General features: G+C 74.7%; 19 protein-coding genes and 1 pseudogene. 10 read left to right on the forward strand and 10 right to left on the reverse strand.

The window, feature by feature from the left end; genetic code table 11:
- Positions 1 to 36: 36 nt before the first annotated feature.
- Entirely contained in the window at positions 37 to 771 is a 735-nt protein-coding gene (locus ACWDBE_RS09125; protein WP_449789306.1) for a LuxR C-terminal-related transcriptional regulator, read from the reverse strand.
- 320 nt (positions 772 to 1,091) lie between these two features.
- Entirely contained in the window at positions 1,092 to 1,754 is a 663-nt protein-coding gene (locus ACWDBE_RS09130; RefSeq protein WP_449807610.1) for a DUF3000 domain-containing protein, read from the reverse strand.
- A gap of 236 nt (positions 1,755 to 1,990) precedes the next feature.
- Between ACWDBE_RS09130 and hemE the strand changes: the two genes are divergently transcribed.
- The gene (gene hemE, locus ACWDBE_RS09135; protein WP_449807675.1) at positions 1,991 to 3,004 is read left to right on the forward strand and encodes a uroporphyrinogen decarboxylase; all 1,014 of its coding nucleotides are present in this window, start codon (positions 1,991 to 1,993) and stop codon (positions 3,002 to 3,004) included.
- Between the two features lie 35 nt (positions 3,005 to 3,039).
- Here hemE and ACWDBE_RS09140 read toward each other — a convergent pair whose 3' ends face one another.
- On the reverse strand, positions 3,040 to 3,480 hold the full coding sequence (locus tag ACWDBE_RS09140) for a DUF523 domain-containing protein (protein ID WP_402405508.1): 441 nt from the start codon (positions 3,478 to 3,480) through the stop codon (positions 3,040 to 3,042).
- A 313-nt stretch (positions 3,481 to 3,793) separates the two neighbouring features.
- Between ACWDBE_RS09140 and hemG the strand changes: the two genes are divergently transcribed.
- Both hemG and hemQ read left to right on the forward strand, forming a co-directional pair.
- Positions 3,794 to 5,224 carry a protoporphyrinogen oxidase gene (gene hemG / locus ACWDBE_RS09145; RefSeq protein ID WP_449807611.1) on the forward strand — a complete coding sequence of 477 codons (1,431 nt, stop codon included), beginning with the start codon at positions 3,794 to 3,796 and terminating at the stop codon, positions 5,222 to 5,224.
- Positions 5,221 to 5,946 carry a hydrogen peroxide-dependent heme synthase gene (gene hemQ, locus ACWDBE_RS09150; protein WP_402405512.1) on the forward strand — a complete coding sequence of 242 codons (726 nt, stop codon included), beginning with the start codon at positions 5,221 to 5,223 and terminating at the stop codon, positions 5,944 to 5,946. Before hemG ends, hemQ begins: the two co-directional genes overlap by 4 nt.
- A 280-nt stretch (positions 5,947 to 6,226) precedes the next feature.
- Here the strand turns inward: hemQ and ACWDBE_RS09155 are convergent, their stop codons facing one another.
- From ACWDBE_RS09155 to ACWDBE_RS09170, 4 genes and pseudogenes are all read right to left on the reverse strand, one after another.
- A complete protein-coding gene (locus ACWDBE_RS09155; RefSeq protein WP_449807612.1) occupies positions 6,227 to 6,538 on the reverse strand; it encodes a hypothetical protein in 312 nt (103 codons plus the stop codon).
- 61 nt (positions 6,539 to 6,599) lie between these two features.
- On the reverse strand, positions 6,600 to 7,382 hold the full coding sequence (locus ACWDBE_RS09160; RefSeq protein ID WP_449789310.1) for a TIGR04222 domain-containing membrane protein: 783 nt from the start codon (positions 7,380 to 7,382) through the stop codon (positions 6,600 to 6,602).
- Positions 7,383 to 7,495: 113 nt separating this feature from the next.
- Positions 7,496 to 8,542: a TIGR04222 domain-containing membrane protein gene (locus ACWDBE_RS09165; RefSeq protein ID WP_449807613.1), complete on the reverse strand. Its 1,047-nt coding sequence runs from the start codon at positions 8,540 to 8,542 to the stop codon at positions 7,496 to 7,498.
- A gap of 30 nt (positions 8,543 to 8,572) precedes the next feature.
- Positions 8,573 to 9,942, reverse strand: a pseudogene (locus ACWDBE_RS09170) (DUF692 domain-containing protein).
- Between the two features lie 278 nt (positions 9,943 to 10,220).
- Here ACWDBE_RS09170 and ACWDBE_RS09175 point away from each other — a divergent pair.
- The 7 genes from ACWDBE_RS09175 (at position 10,221) to ACWDBE_RS09205 (ending at position 16,960) form a co-directional block, all read left to right on the forward strand.
- Entirely contained in the window at positions 10,221 to 11,186 is a 966-nt protein-coding gene (locus tag ACWDBE_RS09175) for an N-acetyltransferase family protein (protein WP_449807614.1), read from the forward strand.
- Between the two features lie 150 nt (positions 11,187 to 11,336).
- Positions 11,337 to 12,347 (forward strand): MBL fold metallo-hydrolase, encoded by a 1,011-nt coding sequence (locus ACWDBE_RS09180; RefSeq protein WP_449789313.1) that lies wholly within the window; start codon positions 11,337 to 11,339, stop codon positions 12,345 to 12,347.
- A gap of 73 nt (positions 12,348 to 12,420) precedes the next feature.
- The gene (locus tag ACWDBE_RS09185) at positions 12,421 to 14,355 is read left to right on the forward strand and encodes an ATP-binding protein (RefSeq protein WP_449807615.1); all 1,935 of its coding nucleotides are present in this window, start codon (positions 12,421 to 12,423) and stop codon (positions 14,353 to 14,355) included.
- Entirely contained in the window at positions 14,352 to 14,783 is a 432-nt protein-coding gene (locus ACWDBE_RS09190; protein WP_392878565.1) for a roadblock/LC7 domain-containing protein, read from the forward strand. Before ACWDBE_RS09185 ends, ACWDBE_RS09190 begins: the two co-directional genes overlap by 4 nt.
- Positions 14,780 to 15,133, forward strand: coding sequence for a DUF742 domain-containing protein (locus ACWDBE_RS09195; RefSeq protein WP_449789315.1), 354 nt, complete (start codon positions 14,780 to 14,782; stop codon positions 15,131 to 15,133). Before ACWDBE_RS09190 ends, ACWDBE_RS09195 begins: the two co-directional genes overlap by 4 nt.
- 70 nt (positions 15,134 to 15,203) lie before the next feature.
- Complete coding sequence (locus ACWDBE_RS09200) at positions 15,204 to 15,770, forward strand: GTP-binding protein (protein WP_449789418.1); 567 nt, start codon at positions 15,204 to 15,206, stop codon at positions 15,768 to 15,770.
- Positions 15,767 to 16,960 (forward strand): cytochrome P450, encoded by a 1,194-nt coding sequence (locus tag ACWDBE_RS09205; RefSeq protein WP_449789316.1) that lies wholly within the window; start codon positions 15,767 to 15,769, stop codon positions 16,958 to 16,960. The genes ACWDBE_RS09200 and ACWDBE_RS09205 overlap by 4 nt, the downstream gene beginning before the upstream one ends.
- A gap of 48 nt (positions 16,961 to 17,008) precedes the next feature.
- On the opposite strand, the gene msrB is transcribed toward ACWDBE_RS09205, so the two are convergent.
- The 3 genes from msrB to ACWDBE_RS09220 all read right to left on the reverse strand — a co-directional run bounded on the left by msrB (position 17,009) and on the right by ACWDBE_RS09220 (position 19,458).
- Entirely contained in the window at positions 17,009 to 17,413 is a 405-nt protein-coding gene (gene msrB / locus ACWDBE_RS09210; protein WP_449789317.1) for a peptide-methionine (R)-S-oxide reductase MsrB, read from the reverse strand.
- Between the two features lie 41 nt (positions 17,414 to 17,454).
- Complete coding sequence (gene murC, locus ACWDBE_RS09215; protein ID WP_449789318.1) at positions 17,455 to 18,885, reverse strand: UDP-N-acetylmuramate--L-alanine ligase; 1,431 nt, start codon at positions 18,883 to 18,885, stop codon at positions 17,455 to 17,457.
- A gap of 111 nt (positions 18,886 to 18,996) precedes the next feature.
- Positions 18,997 to 19,458, reverse strand: coding sequence for an indole-3-glycerol phosphate synthase (locus ACWDBE_RS09220; RefSeq protein WP_449789319.1), 462 nt, complete (start codon positions 19,456 to 19,458; stop codon positions 18,997 to 18,999).
- Positions 19,459 to 19,480: the final 22 nt, after the last annotated feature.

Below are 19,480 nucleotides of genomic sequence, written 5' to 3' on the forward strand. Positions count from 1 at the left end.
CCTCCTCGGCCGCCGCAGCGGTCCGGAGCGCTCGGCTCAGTGGATGATGCCGGTGCGCAGCGCGACCGCGACCATGCCGGCGCGGTCGCCGGTGCCCAGCTTCCGGGCGATCCGGGCGAGGTGGCTCTTGACGGTGAGCGCCGACAGGCCCATCGCCACGCCGATCGCCTTGTTGGACTGCCCCTCGGCGACCAGCCGCAGCACCTCGACCTCGCGGCCGGAGAGCTCGCGGTAGGCGGCCTGCTGCGCGCCCGGCGCTCCCGGCGCTCCCGGCGCTCCCGGTGCTCCGGGAGCGCCCGGAGCACCGCCTGCGCCCGGCATGCCCGGCATCCCGGGGCGGCGCATCCGGCCGGCCAGCCCGGCGGCACCGAGCGGCAGGCCTGGGCGGCCGGGCATCGCGACGTTCGTCCGGGTACCGGTCACCACGTAGCCCTTGACGCCGCCGGCCAGCGCGCTGCGGACCGCGCCGATGTCGTCGGCGGCGGACAGCGCCAGGCCGTTGGGCCAGCCCGCGGCGCGGGTCTCGGCGAGGATGGTCAGTCCGGAGCCGTCGGGAAGATGCACGTCGGCGACGCAGATGTCGCGCGGTGTGGAGACCCTGGGGCGGGCCTCGGCGATCGACGACACCTCGATCACGTCCCGGACGCCGAGTGCCCACAGGTGGCGGGTGACGGTGTTACGGACGCGGGGATCGGCGATGACCACCATGGCGGTGGGCTTGGTCGGCCGGTAGGCGACCACGTTTGCGGGGTGCTCAAGAAGGACCGACACCAGGCCTCCTGCGGGGAGTGGCGGACGGAACCCCGATGGGGGCGGTCGGAGTGTTCCGCGTTCGGAAAGGGTCACAGTCTGCTTCGGCAGCAACCGCGCCCGGCTTTAGCGAAAGATCACGATCTAGTGAGTAACAATACGGACAAATCGCGCAAACGATTGATGCGACATGCCTGCGATTCGCACAAAATCGATCAGATTCGATGCCGATCGGTCGGTATCGACCGGTGAATTGACGCAGAGCGGGTCCGAAGTCACACTCCGTCAGCCCTGGGGGTGGCGTCCGGCCCCGGAGCGGCGTCGGAGCCCCGCACCACCCGTCAGTGCGACCGGGGGCGTCGCCGGGCGGGCATCGGGACCACCCCACCGAGTGAAGGAACCTCGGCGGGCCCCTGCGGGGAGGGGGCGGCCGGCGGCAGGCCGGCGCTGATGCACAGCAGGTCGCCCCAGGCCGCCAGGTGCCGCTCGAAGCGGCCGTCGGCCGGCGTCCAGGAGGCCCGGATCTCGACCTCGGTCGAGGACGGGCGGTCCGCCAGACCGCCGAAGTACTGGGAGGACGCCAGGGTCACCGTGCCGGACGGCTCCGCGTACCCGGCGCCGTGCGCCTGCAGGGCGTCCAGCAGCCAGGCCCAGCCGACCTCGGAGAGCATCGGGTCGCCGGCCATCTCCGGCTCCAGCTCGGCCCGGGTCATCGTGACCACCCGGAACTCCCCGTTCCAGGCCTCCTGTCCGGCCGGGTCGTACAGCAGCACCAGTCGGCCGTCCGCCAGCTCCTCGCCGTCAACCTCGACCGAGGCGGTCACCGCGAAGGAGTACGGGGCCAGCCGGCGCGGAGCCGGCGCGGGGGAGAGCTGCACCTCGGGTCGCAGCCGGGCCCCGTCCAGGGCCGCCACCGCCGCCCTGAACTCGCTCGGCGCCCCCTCGCGACCCGCTCCGCCACCTGCTCCGCCACCCTGCGCGGGGTGCCCTCCGACCGCTGCCATGTCCCGAAGACTAGGTCGAAGAACGGGGTTATCGCCGCAACTTCTCTCCCAGCGGCGTGCCGGAACGGCAAACCCGGACAGATCTTGGAGGAACCGACGAGACCGACCGGGGAACCGGGCGCCGCACGCGTGCGAAGATTTGACGCGTGAGCGAGACTACGGCAGACACCACGGCGGCCACCCACGACGGCCCGAGCACCCCCGGGCGCCGCGGCGCCGCGTACGACTCCGCGTTCCTGCGCGCCTGCCGGCACGAGCCCGTGCCGCACACCCCGGTGTGGTTCATGCGCCAGGCCGGCCGCTCGCTGCCCGAGTACCTGAAGGTCCGCGAGGGCATCCCCATGCTGGAGTCCTGCATGCGGCCCGAGCTGGTCAAGGAGATCACCCTCCAGCCGGTGCGCCGGCACAAGGTGGACGCGGCGATCTTCTTCAGCGACATCGTGGTGCCGCTCAAGGCCGTCGGCATCGACGTCGACATCAAGCCCGGCATCGGCCCGGTCATCGCCGACCCGATCCGCACCTTCGAGGACCTGAAGCGGCTGCGCCCGCTGGAGCCGGACGACGTCCCCTACATCACCGAGGCCGTCGGCCTGCTGGTGGACGAACTCGGCGGGACCCCGCTGATCGGCTTCGCCGGAGCGCCGTACACGCTGGCCAGCTACCTGATCGAGGGCGGCCCGTCCAAGAACCACGAGAACACCAAGGCCATGATGTACGGGCAGCCCGAGCTGTGGGCCGCCCTGGTGGACCGGCTCGGCGACATCACCTCGGCCTTCCTCAAGGTGCAGATCGAGGCCGGCGCCTCGGCGGTCCAGCTGTTCGACTCCTGGGTCGGCGCGCTCGCGCCGGACGACTACCGCCGCTCGGTGATGCCGTCCAGCACCAAGGTCTTCGACGCCGTCGCCGAGTACGGCGTGCCGCGGATCCACTTCGGCGTCGGCACCGGCGAACTGCTCGGCCTGATGGGCCAGGCCGGCGCCGACATCGTCGGCGTCGACTGGCGGGTGCCGCTGAACGTCGCCGCCGAGCGGGTCGGTCAGGGCAAGGGCCTCCAGGGCAACCTCGACCCGGCCGTGCTGTTCGCGCCCACCAAGGTCGTGGAGACCAAGGCCCGCGAGGTGCTGCACGCCGCCCAGGCGCTCGGCACCAGCGGCCACATCTTCAACCTCGGCCACGGCGTGCTGCCGTCCATGGACCCGGACGCGCTCAGCCGCCTCGTCGCCTTCGTCCACGAGGCCAGCGCCCGCTGACCTCCCGGTGGCGGGCCTCCGGAGCCGGAGGCCCGCTACCCGGCCGTGACCTCGATCCCGGCCCGGCGCAGCAGCGCCGCCGTCACGCCGTCACCGGGGCGCAGCTCCCCGGTGAACGTCCCGTCGTACACCTGCCCGCAGCCGCAGGACGGGCTGCGCGCCATCAGCACCGCCCGCCGGGCCCCCGCCTCCTCGGCGGCGGCCAGCGCCGCCCGGGCCCCGGCCAGGAACTCCGCGGTGCAGTCCGCCCCGGTCGCGTCCACCACCCGGGCCCGCCCGTCCAGCACGTCCGCGCCGTCCCCGCCCACGATCTCCGCCGGCGGCCGCGGCGTCGGCAACCCGCCCGCCCCCTCCGGGCACACCACCACGGCCCGCCCCTCCTCGACCAGGCGCACGGCGCCCTCGGAGGTCTTCGCCCGCCCGTCGTACCGGCAGGGAATCCCGGCCAGACACGCACTCACCATGATCGGTTCCATGCGAATCAGCCTACGGGACACGGCATTTCCGATGCTTCGACCCCATGGACGAGCTTCCGCAACGGACGTACCCGCCGAGCGCCGGGGGCTGGTACGCCGAGGCGGGCATCCCGCACTACCGGATCGTCGAGGAGGAAGGCGACGGGTCGGTCGGCCGTGCACGTCCACGAACCGGACCCGGTGACCGCTTCGTAGCGCCCGCCGGGATCTTCCGCGGCAGACTCGAACGCCCCGGTGCCGTGCCCGATCGTGATCGACCTCGGGCGGGCAGGGGATTGAGGCATCGGCGTAAAGACCTGCGAGACTGCGGAGCATGTCGCAAGCACGGGTCGTCGTCGTCGGTGGTGGGATCGCGGGGCTGGCCGCGGCCGCGTTCCTGAGTGGGGCCGCCGGGGGGCCGGCGCGGGCGCGGGTGACGCTGCTGGAGGCGTCCGGGCGGGTCGGCGGGAAGCTGTGGGGCGGGGAGGTCGGCGGGGTCCGGGTGGACCTCGGGGCCGAATCGGTGCTGGCCCGGCGGCCGGAGGCGGTGGAGCTGGCGCGGGCGGTCGGGCTCGGCGAGGAACTGGAGCCGCCGACCACCGCGAAGGCCGCGATCTGGACCCGCGGCGCGCTGCGTCCGCTGCCCGGTGGGCAGGTGATGGGCGTCCCCGGTGACCTGGAGGCGCTGGCCGCCTCCGGGGTGCTGACCGACGAGGGGCTGGAGCGGGCCCGGCACGAGCGGCCCGGCGAGGTCGGCGAGGACGTCGCGATCGGCCGCTACGTCGCCGACCGGCTGGGCCAGGAGGTGGTGGACCGGCTGGTCGAGCCGCTGCTCGGCGGCGTCTACGCCGGCCGCGCCGACGAGATCTCGCTGCGCGCCGCCGTACCGCAGCTGCTGTCGATCGCCCGCGGTGGCGGCTCGCTGGTCGACGGGGTGCACGAGCTGGCCTCCCGGCCGAAGGTGGTCGGCACCCCGGTGTTCCAGGGCCTGCGCGGCGGACTCGGCACGCTGCCCGGCGCGGTCGCCGCGGCCTGCGTCGAGGCGGGCGTGGACCTGCGCACCGACGCCCCGGTGGACGAGCTGCGCCGCACCCCCGACGGCTGGCGGGTGGTGACCGGCGGCGAGGTGCTGCACGCGGATGCCGTGGTGCTGGCCGTCCCGGCCCCCGCCGCGGCCCGGCTGCTGCGCGAGGACGCCCCGGCGGCCGCCACCGAGCTGGACGCCGTCGAGTACGCGGGCATGGCCCTGGTGACCCTGGCCTTCCGCCGCGCCGACCTGGCCGAACCGCCGAGCGGCAGCGGCTTCCTGGTGCCGCCGGTGGACGGGCGCCGGATCAAGGCGTCGACCTTCTCCTCCAACAAGTGGGGGTGGCTGGAGCGCTCCGCGCCGGACACGTTCCTGCTGCGCACCTCGCTGGGCCGGTACCGCGAGGACGAGGCGCTGGGGCTGCCGGACGAGGAGCTGGTGGCGCGGTCGCTGGCGGACCTGGAGGAGGCGATCGGGCTGACCGCCCGGCCGTACGACACCTTCGTGTCCCGCTTCTCGGCCGGGCTGCCGCAGTACCCGGTGGGGCACCTGGACCGGGTGGCCCGGGTGCGGGCCGCGGCGGGGCGGGTGGGCGCGCTGGCGCTGTGCGGCGCCGCGTACGACGGGGTGGGCATTCCGGCGTGCATCGGATCGGCGGCAGCCGCCGCGGCGCTCGTCGACAGACTGTTGACCCCGGAGACCGGGGCAGGTTCCACGGAGAGGACAATGGACGCATGACTGAGAGTGTTGAGCGGGAGCCGGAGCAGCAGCCCGAGAAGAAGAAGGCGCGCGACCTGAACCAGGTCATCCGCTACACCATGTGGTCGGTGTTCAAGCTCAAGGGCGCCCTGCCCGAGGACCGCACCGCGCTGGCCGCCGAGGTGGACGAGCTGTTTGCCCAGCTGGCCGCCAAGGACGTGACCGTGCGCGGCACGTACGACGTCTCCGGTCTGCGCGCGGACGCCGACATCCTGGTCTGGTGGCACGCCGCCGACTCGGACGACCTCCAGGAGGCGTACAACCGCTTCCGCCGCACCGGCCTCGGCCGGCTGCTGGAGCCGGTCTGGTCGAACATGGCGCTGCACCGCCCCGCCGAGTTCAACAAGTCGCACATCCCGGCGTTCCTGGCCGACGAGCGCCCGCGCGACTACGTCTGCGTGTACCCGTTCGTCCGCTCCTACGAGTGGTACCTGCTGCCGGACGCCGAGCGGCGCGCGATGCTCGCCGAGCACGGCCAGATGGCCCGCGGCTACCCCGACGTGCGGGCCAACACGGTGGCCTCGTTCGCGCTCGGCGACTACGAGTGGCTGCTCGCCTTCGAGGCGGACGAGCTGCACCGGATCGTCGACCTGATGCGCGACCTGCGCCCCTCCCGGGCCCGGCTGCACGTCCGCGAGGAGGTGCCGTTCTTCACCGGCCGCCGCAAGCCGGTGAGCGAGCTGCTGAACGGCCTGGTCTGAGCGGTCCGACGCGCTTCCCGGAGGCCGGTTCCCCTGCGGGGGCCGGCCTCCGGCCTGTCACGGGCGGGGCCCGGCGAACTCGCGCAGCACGTCCACGTGGTGGGTGCCGAGGTCGATCCGGGTGACGTCGCGGACACGGTACTTGACCGGCTTCGGGTACCAGGGGGCCTCCGGAGCGAGCGGGGGCGCAGCTCGGTGACCGTGCCGACCCGGCAGACGTCCGGATCGAGGACCTCGGCGTGCAGGGCGATCAGGCCGTACTCCGCCGAGGCGGTGGCGATCAGGCCGGACAGGTCGTCCAGCGGCAGTTCGGTGCCGGGCGCGGGACCGGCCACAGGCCGCGGCCGCACAGCGCGCGCACGGTCAGGGCCTCCGGGCCGCCCCGGTCGCGGACCTTGCGCAGCGTGCCGGTGAGGACGGCGGTCCAGCCGTCGAGGCGGTGGTCCACGCAGTTGGCGAGCAGGGTCCAGACCGGGCCGGTGCCGAGGACGAAGCCGTCCAGCCGGTCGGCGCCGCGGAGCGTGCGGCGCAGCCGGACCAGCCGCCCCTCGGCCCGGGCGCGGTCGAGCACGGCGCGGTCCCGGTTGTCCACGGGCGGAAGTCTGCCCTGGTCGCAGGGGTTGGCGCAGCCGCTTTTCCGCCGGGGTGCGGGCTCAGGTCCGGTGCGGGCGCAGGGCGGCGCGGAGCCGGGCGTCGGGCAGGACGGCCGGGCCGTTCATGGCGACGGCGGTGAGCAGCTCGCGCTCCTCGTCGTCGGCCAGGCCGCGCTGGCGGGCCGGACGGACCTCGCGCAGGACCTCCTGGCCGATCGGGGAGGCCCATCGGGTGTACGGGTAGACGTCGACCCGCGCCATCAGCAGGGTGCCGGAGGTGAGCACCAGCGGCAGCGAGAACCAGGCGAGCGGGGCGAGGGTGTCGCCGCCGGTGAAGCCGCCGAGGGCCAGCGAGGCGGCCAGCAGCATCAGGGTGAGCAGCAGCGCGTGCCGGACCTGCCGGATCACCGCCACGGTGTCGCGCTGCACCGGAGCCGGGGTGGCCAGGCCCGCCAGGGCGAGCCGGGCGCCGATCTCCAGCACGGTGGGGTGCTCGGCCATCGCCCGGCGCAGCTCGTCGGTCCGGCACTGGCCCTCGCGGCCGACGGTGGCGATCACCGCCCGCTCCAGGCGGCTGCGGCCCTTGGGGTCGACCACCGTGGTCCAGCCGGTGTGCGCCAGGTGCAGCCGTCCGCGGCCGGCCATCAGGACGAGGGCGAGTTCGACGACCCGGTCCGGGCCGCCGGCCAGGTAGGCGGTCTCGTACAGGCCGATGCCGACGGCTTCGGGGGGCCGCAGGCCGTTCCGGTCGGCGAGGGCGTCGGCGGTGGCGGTCATCCGGACCAGTCGGAGGCAGGACAGGACCGCCGCGACACAGGCCGGAATGAGGAACAGCAACCACATGGGCTTGTTCTATGCCTGCGTCGACGGCGGGCGGAACGCTTCCCGGCCCGCGATACCGAACTGTGACGTCCGGCGGTGCCCCGGGCCCTGCCCGCGCACCTGCGTCCGGGGCGTCATGAGCCGCAGCCGCCGCCGCAGCTGGACCCGCAGCTGGACGAGGACGACGAGCCGCAGCCGGACGAACCGGAGCTGCAGCTGGACGAGGACGAGGAGCCGCAGCTGGACGAACCGCAGCTGGAACCGGAGGAGCCGGAGTCGGAGGACCCGCACCAGGAGGCGGAGCCGCCGTCGGACCCCGAGGAGCACGAGGAGGTCGACGTCGAGGACGAGGACGCCCCGGAGGCGTTCGCGGAGACCGCCTGCCGCACGGCCTCCTCCTCGGCCGCCGCCGCCAGCATCGCGGCCTCCAGCTCCTGGTCGTCCAGCCCGGCGGCGGCCAGCCCGCCGAGCGCCAGTGCGCCCAGCAGCGCGCCGCCGGCCAGCCGCGCCGGCATCCCGGAGTGGGGCGTCCACGGCGTGCCCCCCATCAGGGAGAGCTGGCGCTGCCCCGCCGGGGTGATCCGGCCCTTGACCGGCCGGGTCGCGAGCAGGGTGGTGAAGCCGCCGAGCAGCAGGAGGCCCGGAGTCCAGAGGTTCGGGCGCTGGTGCCCGGCGGCGCCGTCGTCGAGCAGCAGGGAGGCCGCCGCGGAGGCGGCCACGACGAGCAGCGCGAGCCAGAGCAGCCGGCGGGCGGTGCGGGCGCGCCGCAGCCGCTCGGGGTGGCGCAGCAGGCCGCGGTCGGCGAGCCGGTCGCCGATCTCCTGGACGGCGGCGGAGCGCATCACGGTGTGGCGCAGCTCGCCGAGTCCGCGGCTCCCGGTCGGGCCGACGGCGTCGTGGACGGCCTTGTCCACGGCGTCGTACGGCTTGGCGCCGGTGAGCGTGACCAGGCCGGAGCGGCTGATCACGGCCTGCTCGCTCATGTGCATCCGGACCACGGCGGTGTCGAACACCCGCCCCGGTCCGCCGGACAGGAACGCGGCGTCGAGCAGCGGCAGGCCGCGGCCGGGCAGGCCCTTGGCGTACCGGACCCGGCCGATCCGCTGGCGGGTCTGGGCGGCGTACAGGGCGGCGGCCGCCAGCAGGAGGGCCGGGACGATGAAGTAGCTGTTGTGCCACATGGATGGTTCCCCCGAGGTGGTGATGGTTCGTCAGGGCGTCGTGGAGGCCGTCGGCCGCCGTCTGCGCAGTGCCCGGCGCAGGCGCGCGAGCGGGCCCGGCGGCCGTACGGGGGCCGGGTGGAGCCACTGCTCCAGGGCCCGGCGCCGTTCGGCGGCGAGCGGGCCGCCGTCGGTGAGCACCCACTGGGCGAAGGCCCGGGCGTCGGCGCGGTAGCCGCCGGTCTGCGGGTGGGAGCGGGCGTAGCCGAGGAAGAGCGGTCCGTACTGCTCCCCGAGCACGCGGGGCAGCTCCGGGGCCACCTTGGCGGTGGTGGACCGCCGCTTGGCGGCCAGGCCGGCCGACTGGGCGCGGACCTGCTGCCGGTCGAAGCCGGGCGGGACGGGGCCGCCGGCCACCAGGGCGGCCAGCAGCTCCTCCTGGCGCCGGGCCAGGCGCCGCCGGGCGGCGGCGAGGTCCTGGTCGGCGGCGGTCCGGCCGGTGACCTCCCGCGCCGGGGCGGTCCGGCCTTCGTGCTCCGTTGTCGTGGTGTCGGTCATCGCCGGGCGCTCCCCTCCAGCACCCGGCGGATGGCGTCCAGCTCACCGGAGAGTTCGCTGGGCGGCGGGAAGTCGGCGTCCCGCTCCAGCAGGACCCCGGGTGGGGCGACCCGGGCGCAGAGTTCGGCCAGCACCTCCAGCACCGGTGCGGTGACGGGGTGGGCGTGGGTGTCGTGCCAGACGCCGTCGACCAGGGTGCCGCCCGCGACGTGGACGTAGGCGAGCGCTTCCAGCGGCAGGCGGTCGAGTTCGGCGGCCGGGTCGATGCCGAGGTTGACCCGGTTGGTGTGCAGGTTGGCGACGTCCACCAGCAGTCGGACGCCGGTGCGCTCGACCAGCTCGGCGAGGAACTGGCCCTCGGTGAACTCGTCGTCCGGCCAGGCGAGCTGGGCGGCGACGTTCTCCAGGGCGAGCGGCACCGGAAGCCGGTCCTGGGCGATCCGGACGTTCTCGGCGATCACCCGCAGCGAGTCCCGGGTGCGGGGGACGGGCAGCAGGTGGCCGGCCTCCAGGCCGCCGGCCCGGACGAACGCGAGGTGCTCGGTGACCAGCGGGGAGCCGAGCGCCAGCGCGACCTCGGCGAGCCGGTCGAGGCGGCCGGGGTCGGGCAGGTCGGCGCCGCCGAGACCGAGGCCGACGCCGTGCGGGACGACGGTGACGCCGCGTCCGCGCAGGACGGTCAGGGATTCGGGCAGGTGGTCGGCGCAGACGTTCTCGGCGACCACCTCGACCCAGTCCAGGCCGGGTTGGCGTTCGACCACGGTGTCGATCTCGCTGCGCCAGCCGAGACCGATGCCCAGGCGGGGCGGGGTTGCCGGGGTCGAGGTGGTGGAGGCGGGCAGGTCCAGGGCAGGGGAGGTCATCGTTCGCCCCCTTCGGAGGGCCGGGTGGGAGGCCGGGTCGGAAGGGCCGTCGACCGGTGCGGGCGTCGTCGCCGGAACCGCGCGGCCGTGCTGCTGAGAATGTCCCCGGGCGGGGTGGCTGCCAAGCCTCACCCGGTCTTCTCAGAGCATTATTTGAGCATGCCGCCCCGGGGGTCGGGACACCGGTCCGGGGTCCGGGCCGGCCCCTCGGTCGGGGTGCCAGGCCGGCGGGAAAACCGAGGGCGCCGGACGGCAGGGCGCGGCTAGCGTGGGAATCCATGACTTCTTCGAACGCACACATGACGATCCGTGACTTCCGCCCCGAGGACGCCGAGGCCGTGGCCGCGGCCCACCGGGCCGGGCGCGAGCACCTGGTGCTCTCCGCCGAGACCCTGATCTGGCTGAACGCCCAGCCGAGCCCCGAGGAGCACTTCCGCACCTTCGTCGCCGAGCTGGACGGCCGGGTGGTCGGCGCGGTGCGCTGCGGGGTGGTGCTCGGGACGACGGTCCAGGGCGTCGGCTACGCCAACGGCAGCGTGCTGCCCGAGTTCCGGCGGCACGGCGCGGCCACCGGGCTGCTGGCCGCGGCCGAACGGCACCTGACCGGGCACGGGGTGACGGAGCTGCACACCTGGCTGGACGACGAGCCCGCCTCGCTGGCCTTCGCCACCGCCCGGGGCTACCGGCTCGGACGCACCATGCAGTTCGCCGGACGGGACCTGGCGCTGCCGCTGCCGGCGGCGCCCGTCCGGCCCGCCGGTGTCGAGCTGCGCCCGGCCGCCGACTGGGCGGCCGACCCGCACCCGGTGTTCCTGGTCGAGGCGGACGCCATCCTGGACGAGCCCGGCAGCGAAGTGCCGATGGACGCCTACGAGTACGAGGACTGGCTGCGCAACGACTGGACCCGGCCGGACCGGGACCTCGCCCTGAGCGTGGTCGCCGTGGTGGACGGCCGCCCGGCCGCGTTCAGCATGGCGCAGACCGACGGGCTGGGCCGCTACTGGTCCGCGTTCACCGCCTGCCGCCGGGAGTTCCGCGGCCGGGGGCTGACCAAGCTGGCCAAGCTGGAGTCCCTGCGGCTCGCCGCCGCGGCCGGCCTGCGGCACGCGTACACCAGCAACGACACGACCAACGCGCCGATGCTGGCGATCAACGCGTGGCTGGGCTACGAGCGCTGCGCGGGGGAGCGCAAGGGGACCAAGCAGCTGGAGCAGCCGAAGCAGCCCTTGGAGCAGGGGATCTGACGCTCCGGAACGGGGCAGGGGCACTTCGGCCAGATATGGTCCAGACTACGTGGGGCGAAACGGGACAGACCATTCCCCTTCGGGCGTGAAGTGGCTTGAACTGTAATAGTTTTGCTCCATTCCTGTCACTGCATGGGCATAATCGCGCACATGACGATCAGCCGTGCGAACGTGAGCGCGATTGCCGACGACCTGTACGTGTGGCTCCCGCCGAAGCGGGGCTGGGGCCTGGCCAACTGCGGGCTGCTGGCCTCGGAGACCACCGCGCTCTGGATCGACACGCCGTACGACCCCTCGATGGCCGGGGAGTTCCTCGCCGCGAGCCGGCGGCTGCTGCCGGACGGGGTCGGGATCGACCGGGTGGTCGTCACCCACGCCAACGGGGACCACCTGTGGGGCGCCGGGGTGCTGCCGGACGCCGAGGTGATCGCCACCCGCGAGGCGCTGGAGCACATCCACTGGGAGCCCACCCCGAAGCAGCAGCACGCCCTGGTCGCCAGCAGCGACCCGGACTCGCCGCTCGGCGGCTACCTGAAGGAGCACTTCGGGCGGTTCGACTGGTCCGACACCGAGCCGGTGCGCCCCGACACCGTCTTCACCGGTGAGCTGGAACTGACCGTCGGCCGCTACCCGGTGCGGATCACCAGCCTGCCCGCCGCCCACACCGGCGGCGACCTGCTGGTCCACCTCCCGCACCAGCGCGCGGTGTTCACCGGCGACGTGATCTTCTCCTCGACCCCCGAGCAGCCCGGCGACCACCCCTCGCACTGGGCCGGACCGCTGGAGAACGTCATCGCCGCCTGCGAGCGGGCCCTCGCCACCGGCGCGGAGATCTTCGTGCCCGGCCACGGCCCGGTGCTCGACCGCGACGGCGTCCGGGAGCACATCGGCTACCTCGCCTACGTCCGCGGGCGCGCCCACGCCCTGCACGCCGCCGGGATACCCGCCCTCGACGCCGCCCGGCGGGTGATCGCCGAGCAGCGCTACCCCGAACTCGGCCTGCCCGAGCGGCTGGTGCTCACCATGGCGGCCGAGTACCGGCACCTGGACGGCTCGGCGGCCCCCGGCGCCCTGGAGGCCCTGGGCCAGGTCGCGATGGTGGCCAGGGAACTGGCCGAGGACTCCGCCCGCGCCCCGCGCCCGCGCACCGTCCGGAACTGACCCCGCCCGCCCCGCCTCCCCCCGGCCCCGCCGCACCACCCGGTCCACCCCGCAAGCACTCCCGAGGACTTCGATGACGCTGATCGCGCTGATCGTCCTGGCGCTGGTCGCCGCCGTGGCCGCGGCCGTGCTCGCCCGCGGCCGGGCCCGGGCCCTCGCCAGGGCGACGGCCGCCGAGACCGCGCTCGGCCGGGGCGAGCAGCGCACCCGGGCCGCCGAGGGCAGGCTCGCCCGCGCCGAGCAGCAGCAGCGCGACGCGCAGGAGGCCGCCCGGCACTCCGCCGAGGAGGCCCGGCGGGAGCGGGAGCGCGCCCGGGCCGCCGAGGACAGCGTCCGCGAGGCGCAGGAGACGGCCCGGCAGGCACAGGCCGACGTCCGGGAGGCCGTGCAGCAGGGCGACGCCGCGACCGCCCGCGCCGAGCGGGCCGAGCAAGCGCTCGCCGCCGCCGAGGCGCGGGGCGCCGCGCTGCTCGCCGAGATCGGCCACCTCGCCCAGGAGCGGGTCGCCGCCACCGCCGTACGGCTCACCCACGCCAACGCCCCGCTGGTCGGCCCGCTGGACCCGCAGGTCGTCGGCCCCGAGGCGGTCCGGGCGCTGCAGGCCGTCCTGGACGCCGCCCTCGCCGCCCTCGCCGACGAGCGCGAACGGGTGGACGCCGCCGCCCGTGCCGCCATGCGCGGCGCCACCTCCCGGATCCAGACCCTGCTGTACCAGATCCAGAGCCTGGTCCAGCAGCTCCAGCACGAGAACGACGACCCCCGGCTGCTGGAGGTCGACTTCCGCAACGAGGTCGCGCTGCGCCGGATCCAGACCGTCGCGGTGCTCTGCGAGGCCTGGCCGGGCCTGGCCCGCACCGACTCGCCGCTCGCCGAGGTGGTCGTCGGCGCACTCTCCCGGGTGCCCGGGTACGCCCGGATCAAGGTCGCCAACCACCTGCGCGAGCAGCACCTCGCCGTGGTCGCCCGGGCCGCCGAGCCGATCGCCGTCAGCATCGCCGAACTGCTCGCCAACGCCACCGCCTACTCCCACCCGGAGACCGACGTCCCGGTCACCGTCCAGCAGGGCGGCCGCGGCGCGCTGGTGATCATCGACGACAGCGGCATCGGCATGGACGAGGACCAGCTGCGCCGCGCCCGCCGACTGCTGGCCGGCCCGCCCGACATGCTGCTCACCGAGCTCGGCAACCCGCCCAAGACCGGCTTCGCGGTGATCGGCAAGCTGGCCCGCCAGTACGGCTTCTCCTGCCACATCGAGCCCTCGCCGTACGGCGGCATGCGGACCGTGCTGCGCATCCCGGCCGCGCTGGTGACCGTCGTGGACGACGAGCGGCAGCTGTCGGTGCTCACCCCGCTGCCGCTGCGGCCCGGCCCGGCGCCGGCGCCCACCGTCGGGGCCGTGCCGCCGATGCGCGACGTGGACGAGCAGGGCGGCCCGCGGCTCGCCGACCGCCACAACCGGCCGGGCCCGCACCCGGTCCCGGCGATCCGGGTGGTGCCCGACCGGGTCGCGGAAGGCCCGGAAGGCGACGAGCCGACGGCCGGTGCGGCGGCCGGTGCGCCCGCGGTGGACGCCGCCGTGGCCGTGGTCGAGGCACCCGTGGCCGAGGCACCCGCGGTCGACGACGGCACCGGCCTGCCGACCCGGCGCCGCCGCCGTCCGCTGGCCGCGGAGCGCCCGGCCGCCGCCGGGCCCGCCCCCGCCCCCCTGGCCGACCGCACCCCCGAGCGGGCCGCCGCCCACTGGCAGGCGCTGCAGCGGGGCACCGACTCCGGCCGGGCCGCCGTGGCCCGGGCCGCCCGCGAGGAGGCCGCCGGCGCCGCACCCGGCCCGGCCGCTCCCGGACACAGCGACAGCACCACCGGCACGACGAACACCGGCAGCACCACCGGCGCGACCGGCACGCGTACGGGCGCCACCGGCAGCACCGGCACTTCCGGCGACACCGCCGCCGACCATGACCCCGGCGCCCGGAGCGCCGGTCCGACCTTAGAAGGAGCAGAGCAGTGAGCAGCACGCCCAGCCCGACCACCACCGACGAGATCTCGTGGGTGCTGACCCCGCTGCTGGAGCTGCCGGGGGTGCTGCACGCGGTCATCGCCACCGGGGACGGCCTGGTCGAGGGTGCCTCGGACGGCCTGGAGCGGGCCTCGGCCGAGCGGGTCGCCGCGATGACCGCCACCGTGCACGCCGCCGCCCGTGCCTTCACCGCCGCGTTCACCGACGTCGAGCGGCCCAGGCTGGCCCAGACCGTGGTGGAGTCCGACCTCGGCTACGCCGTCGTGGTGCCCGCCGGGGAGAACACCTCGCTCGCCGTCTTCACCTCGCCGGAAGCCCAACTCGGCAACGTGGCCTACCAGATGCAGCTGCAGGTCGCCGCCCTCGGTCGCGCGCTCGCGAGCCCGACCCGGCGGCAGGACGACGACGAGCGGTCATGACCGCCACCCCCCGCAGGCGGATGGTGCCCGCCTACCTGGCCACCGGCGGTCGCAGCCGCCCCGGCACCAAGGGCTTCGAGCGGCTGACCGTGCTGTTCGCCGACCGCGCCGACCCGCCGAACGCGCTCGAACCCGAACACCGCCGGCTGTGGGAACTGCTGCGCCCGGGCGCGCTCACCGTGGTGGAGGCCGCCGCGCACCTGAGGCTGCCGGTCAGCGCCACCGTCTTCCTCGCGGCCGACCTGGTCGAGGCGGGCTGCCTGCGCGCCCGCGCGCCGATCCCGCGCGCCCAGCAGACCGACCGCTCCATCGTCGAGAGGCTCCTCGTTGGACTCCGTGCGCTCCGGTGACCCGGCCGGCCGGCCGGGCCCGGAAGACCAGAGCCGGGTGGGCTACCTGCCCGACCAGGACCAGACGCTGATGAAACTGGTGGTGGCCGGCCCGTTCGGGGTCGGCAAGACCACCCTCATCCGCACCCTGTCCGAGATCGCCACCCTGCACACCGAAGAGGCGATGACCGAGACCGGCCGTCCGGTGGACGACCTGGCCGGCGTGCCCGAGAAGGTCACCACCACCGTCGCCGTCGACTTCGGCCGGCTCACCCTGCCAGGGAACGTCGTGCTCTACATGTTCGGCACCCCCGGCCAGCGCCGCTTCTTCCCACTCTGGCGGGACATCGCCCGCGGCGCCCTGGGCGCCCTGGTGCTCGCCGACACCCGACGGCTGGCCGACTCCTTCGAGATCATGGACATGGTCGAGGAGCAGGGCCTGCCGTACGCCGTCGCCGTCAACCGCTTCCCGGACGCACCGGACCACCCGGTCGACGTGCTGCGCACCCACCTGGACCTGCACGCCGCCACCCCGCTGCTGCTCTGCGACGCCCGGGACCGCGACAGCAGCCTGGACGCGCTGATCGCGCTGGCCGAGCACGTCCTGGACTCCCTGCCCGCGGCGCCCGCCGCCCCCGTCACACCGGAGCAGCCGTGACCGCCGAGTCCCGCCCGACCCCGATCCACGGCCCGGACTTCGCCGCCGATCCCCAGCTGGTCTACGAGCGGCTGCGGCGGCACGGCGCGGTCGCCCCGGTGGAGATCGCCCCCGGCGTGGAGGCCCTGCTGGTCACCGACTACCAGGCCGCGCTGGACCTGCTGCGCGACACCGACACCTTCTCCAAGGACTCCCGGGTCTGGCAGCACAACCTGCCGCCGGACTCCCCGCTGATGCCGATGCTCGGCTACCGCCCGACCGCGCTGTTCAGCGACGGCGAGACGCACGCGCGCTACCGGACGGTGATCACCGACGCCCTCGCGCTGTTCGAACCGCACCGGCTCCAGCGCCAGGTCGCCGAGACCGCTCACCGGCTGATCGACCGCTTCGCCGCCGTCGGGCGGGCCGACCTGATCGCCGAGTACGCCCGTCAGTTGCCCGCCTTCGCGCTGACCACCTGGTTCGGCGTGCCCGAGGCGCAGCACGGCGAGATGGTGGCCGCGATCACCGGGCTGATCGAGTCCACCGAACAGGCGGGCGCCGCGTACGGGAAGCTCCTCGCGGTGGTCACCGCGATGGTCGCCGAGCGCCGCGAGCGCCCCCGGCACGACCTCACCTCCTGGTACGTCACCCACCCGGTCGGGCTGGACGACGACGAGGTGATCCGGCAGATCACCCTGACCCTGATCGCCGGACACGAGCCGACCACCAACCTGATCGGCAACGCCCTGCTGCGCCTGCTCACCGACGCCCGCTACGCCGGCTCGCTGTTCGGCGGCGCGATGACCGCCCACCAGGCGATCGACGAGGTGCTCTGGCACGCGCCGCCGATGGCCAACTTCTCGGCCCACTACCCGCGGTACGACATCACCTTCCACGGCCGAGAGATCGAGGCGGGCTCCCTGGTGCTGGTCTCGTACGCGGCCGCCAACTCCCAGGCCGCGCCGCCCGCCGAGGACAGCGGGCCGCGCAGCGGCGAGAGCGCCCACCTGGCCTGGGCGGCCGGCCCGCACGCCTGTCCGGCCCGGGACCCGGCCCTGCTGATCGCGATCACCGCGATCGAGCAGCTGGGCAGCCGCCTCAGCGACCTCGAACTGGCCACACCGGCCGAGGACCTGCTCTGGCGTCCGGGCCCGTTCCACCGGGCGCTGACGCACCTGCCGGTCCGCTTCCAGCCGGTCGAGGGGTAGCGCGAGGGCCCGGACACCCTCGGGGTGCCCGGGCCCTCGCGTACGCCGTTACTCGGCCGGCTTCAGCCTCAGCGAGACGCTGTTGATGCAGTAGCGCTGGTCGGTCGGCGTGCCGTAGCCCTCGCCCTCGAAGACGTGCCCGAGGTGCCCGCCGCACTTGGCGCAGCGCACCTCGACCCGGCGCATGCCGAGCGAGGTGTCCTCGATGTACTGGACCCGGTCCCCGGCCAGCGGCGCGTAGTAGGACGGCCAGCCGCAGTGGCTGTCGAACTTGGTCTCGGAGCTGAACAGCTCGGACCCGCAGGCCCGGCAGCTGTAGACACCGACCGTCTTGGTGTCGGTGTACTCACCGGTGAACGGGCGCTCGGTGCCCGCCTCGCGGAGCACGTGGTACTCCTCGGGGCTGAGCTGGGCGCGCCATTCGGCCTCGGTCTTCTCGATCTCGTAGCTCATCTCACGGCTCCCGGTCGCGGCGTACGTCGGACGGACGTGGGTCAGACGTTGGATGCAACGTTCGCGAGGTGCGTCAGGCCTCCCTCGATATGGTCAAGGATGGCCGGGCCGAGGTTGGTGACGTCCCCCGCGCCCATGGTGAGCAGCAGGTCGCCCGGGCGGGCGAGGCCGGCCAGCAGGGCGGGGGCGGCGGCGAAGGAGTGCTCGGCGGTGACCTCGGCGCCGGCCCGGCGGGCCGCGTCGATGATCAGCTCGCTGGTCACGCCGGGGATCGGGTCCTCGCGGGCCGGGTAGATGTCCAGCACCACCGAGGCGTCGGCCAGCGCCAGGGCCCGGCCCATCTCCTCGGAGAGCTGCTGGGTGCGGCTGAACAGGTGCGGCTGGAAGACCACCAGCACCCGGCCGCCGCCGGTCAGGCCCTCCCGGATCGCCTCCAGGTCGGCGGTCATCTCGGTGGGGTGGTGGGCGTAGGAGTCGATCACCTGGACCCCGCCGGCCTCTCCCTTGAGCTGGAGGCGGCGGCGCACGCCGGTGTAGGCGCCGAGCGCCTTGGCCAGGTCGGCGGCCGGGACGCCCAGCGCGACGCCGGCGGCCAGGGCGGCCACCGCGTTGTGGGCGTAGTGCCGGCCGGGCACCGAGACGGTGAAGGACAGCTCGGCGCCGTCCAGCAGCACGGTGACCTCGCTGGTCATGCCGTGGGCGACCACCGAGAGCACCCGCAGGTCGGCGTCCTCGGCGGAGCCGACCGTCACCACGTTCAGGCCCTCGCGGCCGGCCACCCGGGAGGTGAGCTCGCGGGCGCCGTCGTGGTCGGCCGAGACCACCAGGGTGCCGCCGGGGACGATCCGGCCGACGAAGGTCTCGAAGGACTCGTAGATCTCCTCGATCGAGGCGTAGTTGGCGTGGTGGTCCAGCTCCACGTTGAGCACGATCGCCACCTCGGGCGCGTACTTGTGGAAGCTGCGGTCGCTCTCGTCCGCCTCGGCGACGAAGATCTCGCCGGTGCCGTGGTGGGCGTTGGAGCCGGGGGCGTCGAGGTCGCCGCCGATCGCGTAGGACGGGTCCAGGCCCAGCTCGCCGAGGGCGACGGCGAGCATGCTGGTGGTGGTGGTCTTGCCGTGGGTGCCGGCCACCGCCAGCGCCCGGCGGCCGCCCATCAGCGCGGCCAGCGCGTCGGAGCGGTGCACCACCGGGATGCCGCGCTCGTGGGCGGCGACCAGCTCGGGGTTGTCCGCGCGGATCGCGCTGGAGACGACCACGCTGCTGGTGCCGTCCGGGACGTGCTCGGCGGCGTGGCCGACGTGCACGGTGGCGCCGAGGGCGCGCAGCGCGAGGACGGTCTCGGACTCCTTGGAGTCGCTGCCGGAGACGCCGGCCCCGCGCACGGCGAGGATCTTCGCCAGGCCGGACATCCCGGCGCCGCCGATGCCGATGAAGTGCGGGGCGTGCAGGTCGTGGGCGGCGTCGTTCAAAGCGTGGCTCCGTACGGGCGGGGGCAGACAGGTCGGGCGGACGGGACGGGAAGACGGAATCGTCCTCGCGGGCGGACCGCAAGGACGATTCTGCACCACCACCGGGCGGGGCTAGGAGTCGCTGGCGAACAGCCTGAGCACCGGGACCCCCACCTTGTGCCGGGCCTGGGAGGCCCAGTCGCGGTGGAAGAACTCCTCGACGAAGTGCGGCGAGGTGAGCACCACCACCTCGTCCGCCCGCTGCTCCTCGACGACCGCGCGCAGCCGCGCCAGCGGCTTCTCCTCCACCAGCTCGCCCACCGCCGCGGCCCCGGCCGTGCGCAGGTGGCGCAGGCTGTGCTCCAGCGACTCGGTGGCCACCGTCGGGCCGCTCTCGGACTCGTCGTGCTCGTGCACCACCTTGTCGAGGTGGCCGAGGGCGACGTCGTCGAGCGCCCGCAGCAGTTCGTCCTGCTTGCCGCGCGGCTGCATCAGGACGACGAAGGACACCTCCTCCTCGCCGTGGAGCGTGGTGACGAGTTCCACGTCCGCGTCCGAGAGAGCCTTTTCGATCATCAGTACCGTCTTGAACACGTGAGTCCCTTCCAGTGGCCGG

The sequence above is a fragment of the Kitasatospora sp. NPDC001132 genome (assembly GCF_053598415.1).

Excerpts from the sequence above, each read along its gene's own strand:
- ACWDBE_RS09130 (WP_449807610.1), bottom strand. The coding sequence starts at position 1,754 with ATGGCAGCGGTCGGAGGGCACCCCGCGCAGGGTGGCGGAGCAGGTGGC.
- ACWDBE_RS09140 (WP_402405508.1), bottom strand. The coding sequence starts at position 3,480 with ATGGAACCGATCATGGTGAGTGCGTGTCTGGCCGGGATTCCCTGCCGG.
- hemG (WP_449807611.1), top strand. The coding sequence starts at position 3,794 with ATGTCGCAAGCACGGGTCGTCGTCGTCGGTGGTGGGATCGCGGGGCTG.
- hemQ (WP_402405512.1), top strand. The coding sequence starts at position 5,221 with ATGACTGAGAGTGTTGAGCGGGAGCCGGAGCAGCAGCCCGAGAAGAAG.
- ACWDBE_RS09160 (WP_449789310.1), bottom strand. The coding sequence starts at position 7,382 with ATGTGGTTGCTGTTCCTCATTCCGGCCTGTGTCGCGGCGGTCCTGTCC.
- ACWDBE_RS09165 (WP_449807613.1), bottom strand. The coding sequence starts at position 8,542 with ATGTGGCACAACAGCTACTTCATCGTCCCGGCCCTCCTGCTGGCGGCC.
- ACWDBE_RS09175 (WP_449807614.1), top strand. The coding sequence starts at position 10,221 with ATGACTTCTTCGAACGCACACATGACGATCCGTGACTTCCGCCCCGAG.
- ACWDBE_RS09180 (WP_449789313.1), top strand. The coding sequence starts at position 11,337 with ATGACGATCAGCCGTGCGAACGTGAGCGCGATTGCCGACGACCTGTAC.
- ACWDBE_RS09185 (WP_449807615.1), top strand. The coding sequence starts at position 12,421 with ATGACGCTGATCGCGCTGATCGTCCTGGCGCTGGTCGCCGCCGTGGCC.
- ACWDBE_RS09195 (WP_449789315.1), top strand. The coding sequence starts at position 14,780 with ATGACCGCCACCCCCCGCAGGCGGATGGTGCCCGCCTACCTGGCCACC.
- ACWDBE_RS09200 (WP_449789418.1), top strand. The coding sequence starts at position 15,204 with ATGAAACTGGTGGTGGCCGGCCCGTTCGGGGTCGGCAAGACCACCCTC.
- msrB (WP_449789317.1), bottom strand. The coding sequence starts at position 17,413 with ATGAGCTACGAGATCGAGAAGACCGAGGCCGAATGGCGCGCCCAGCTC.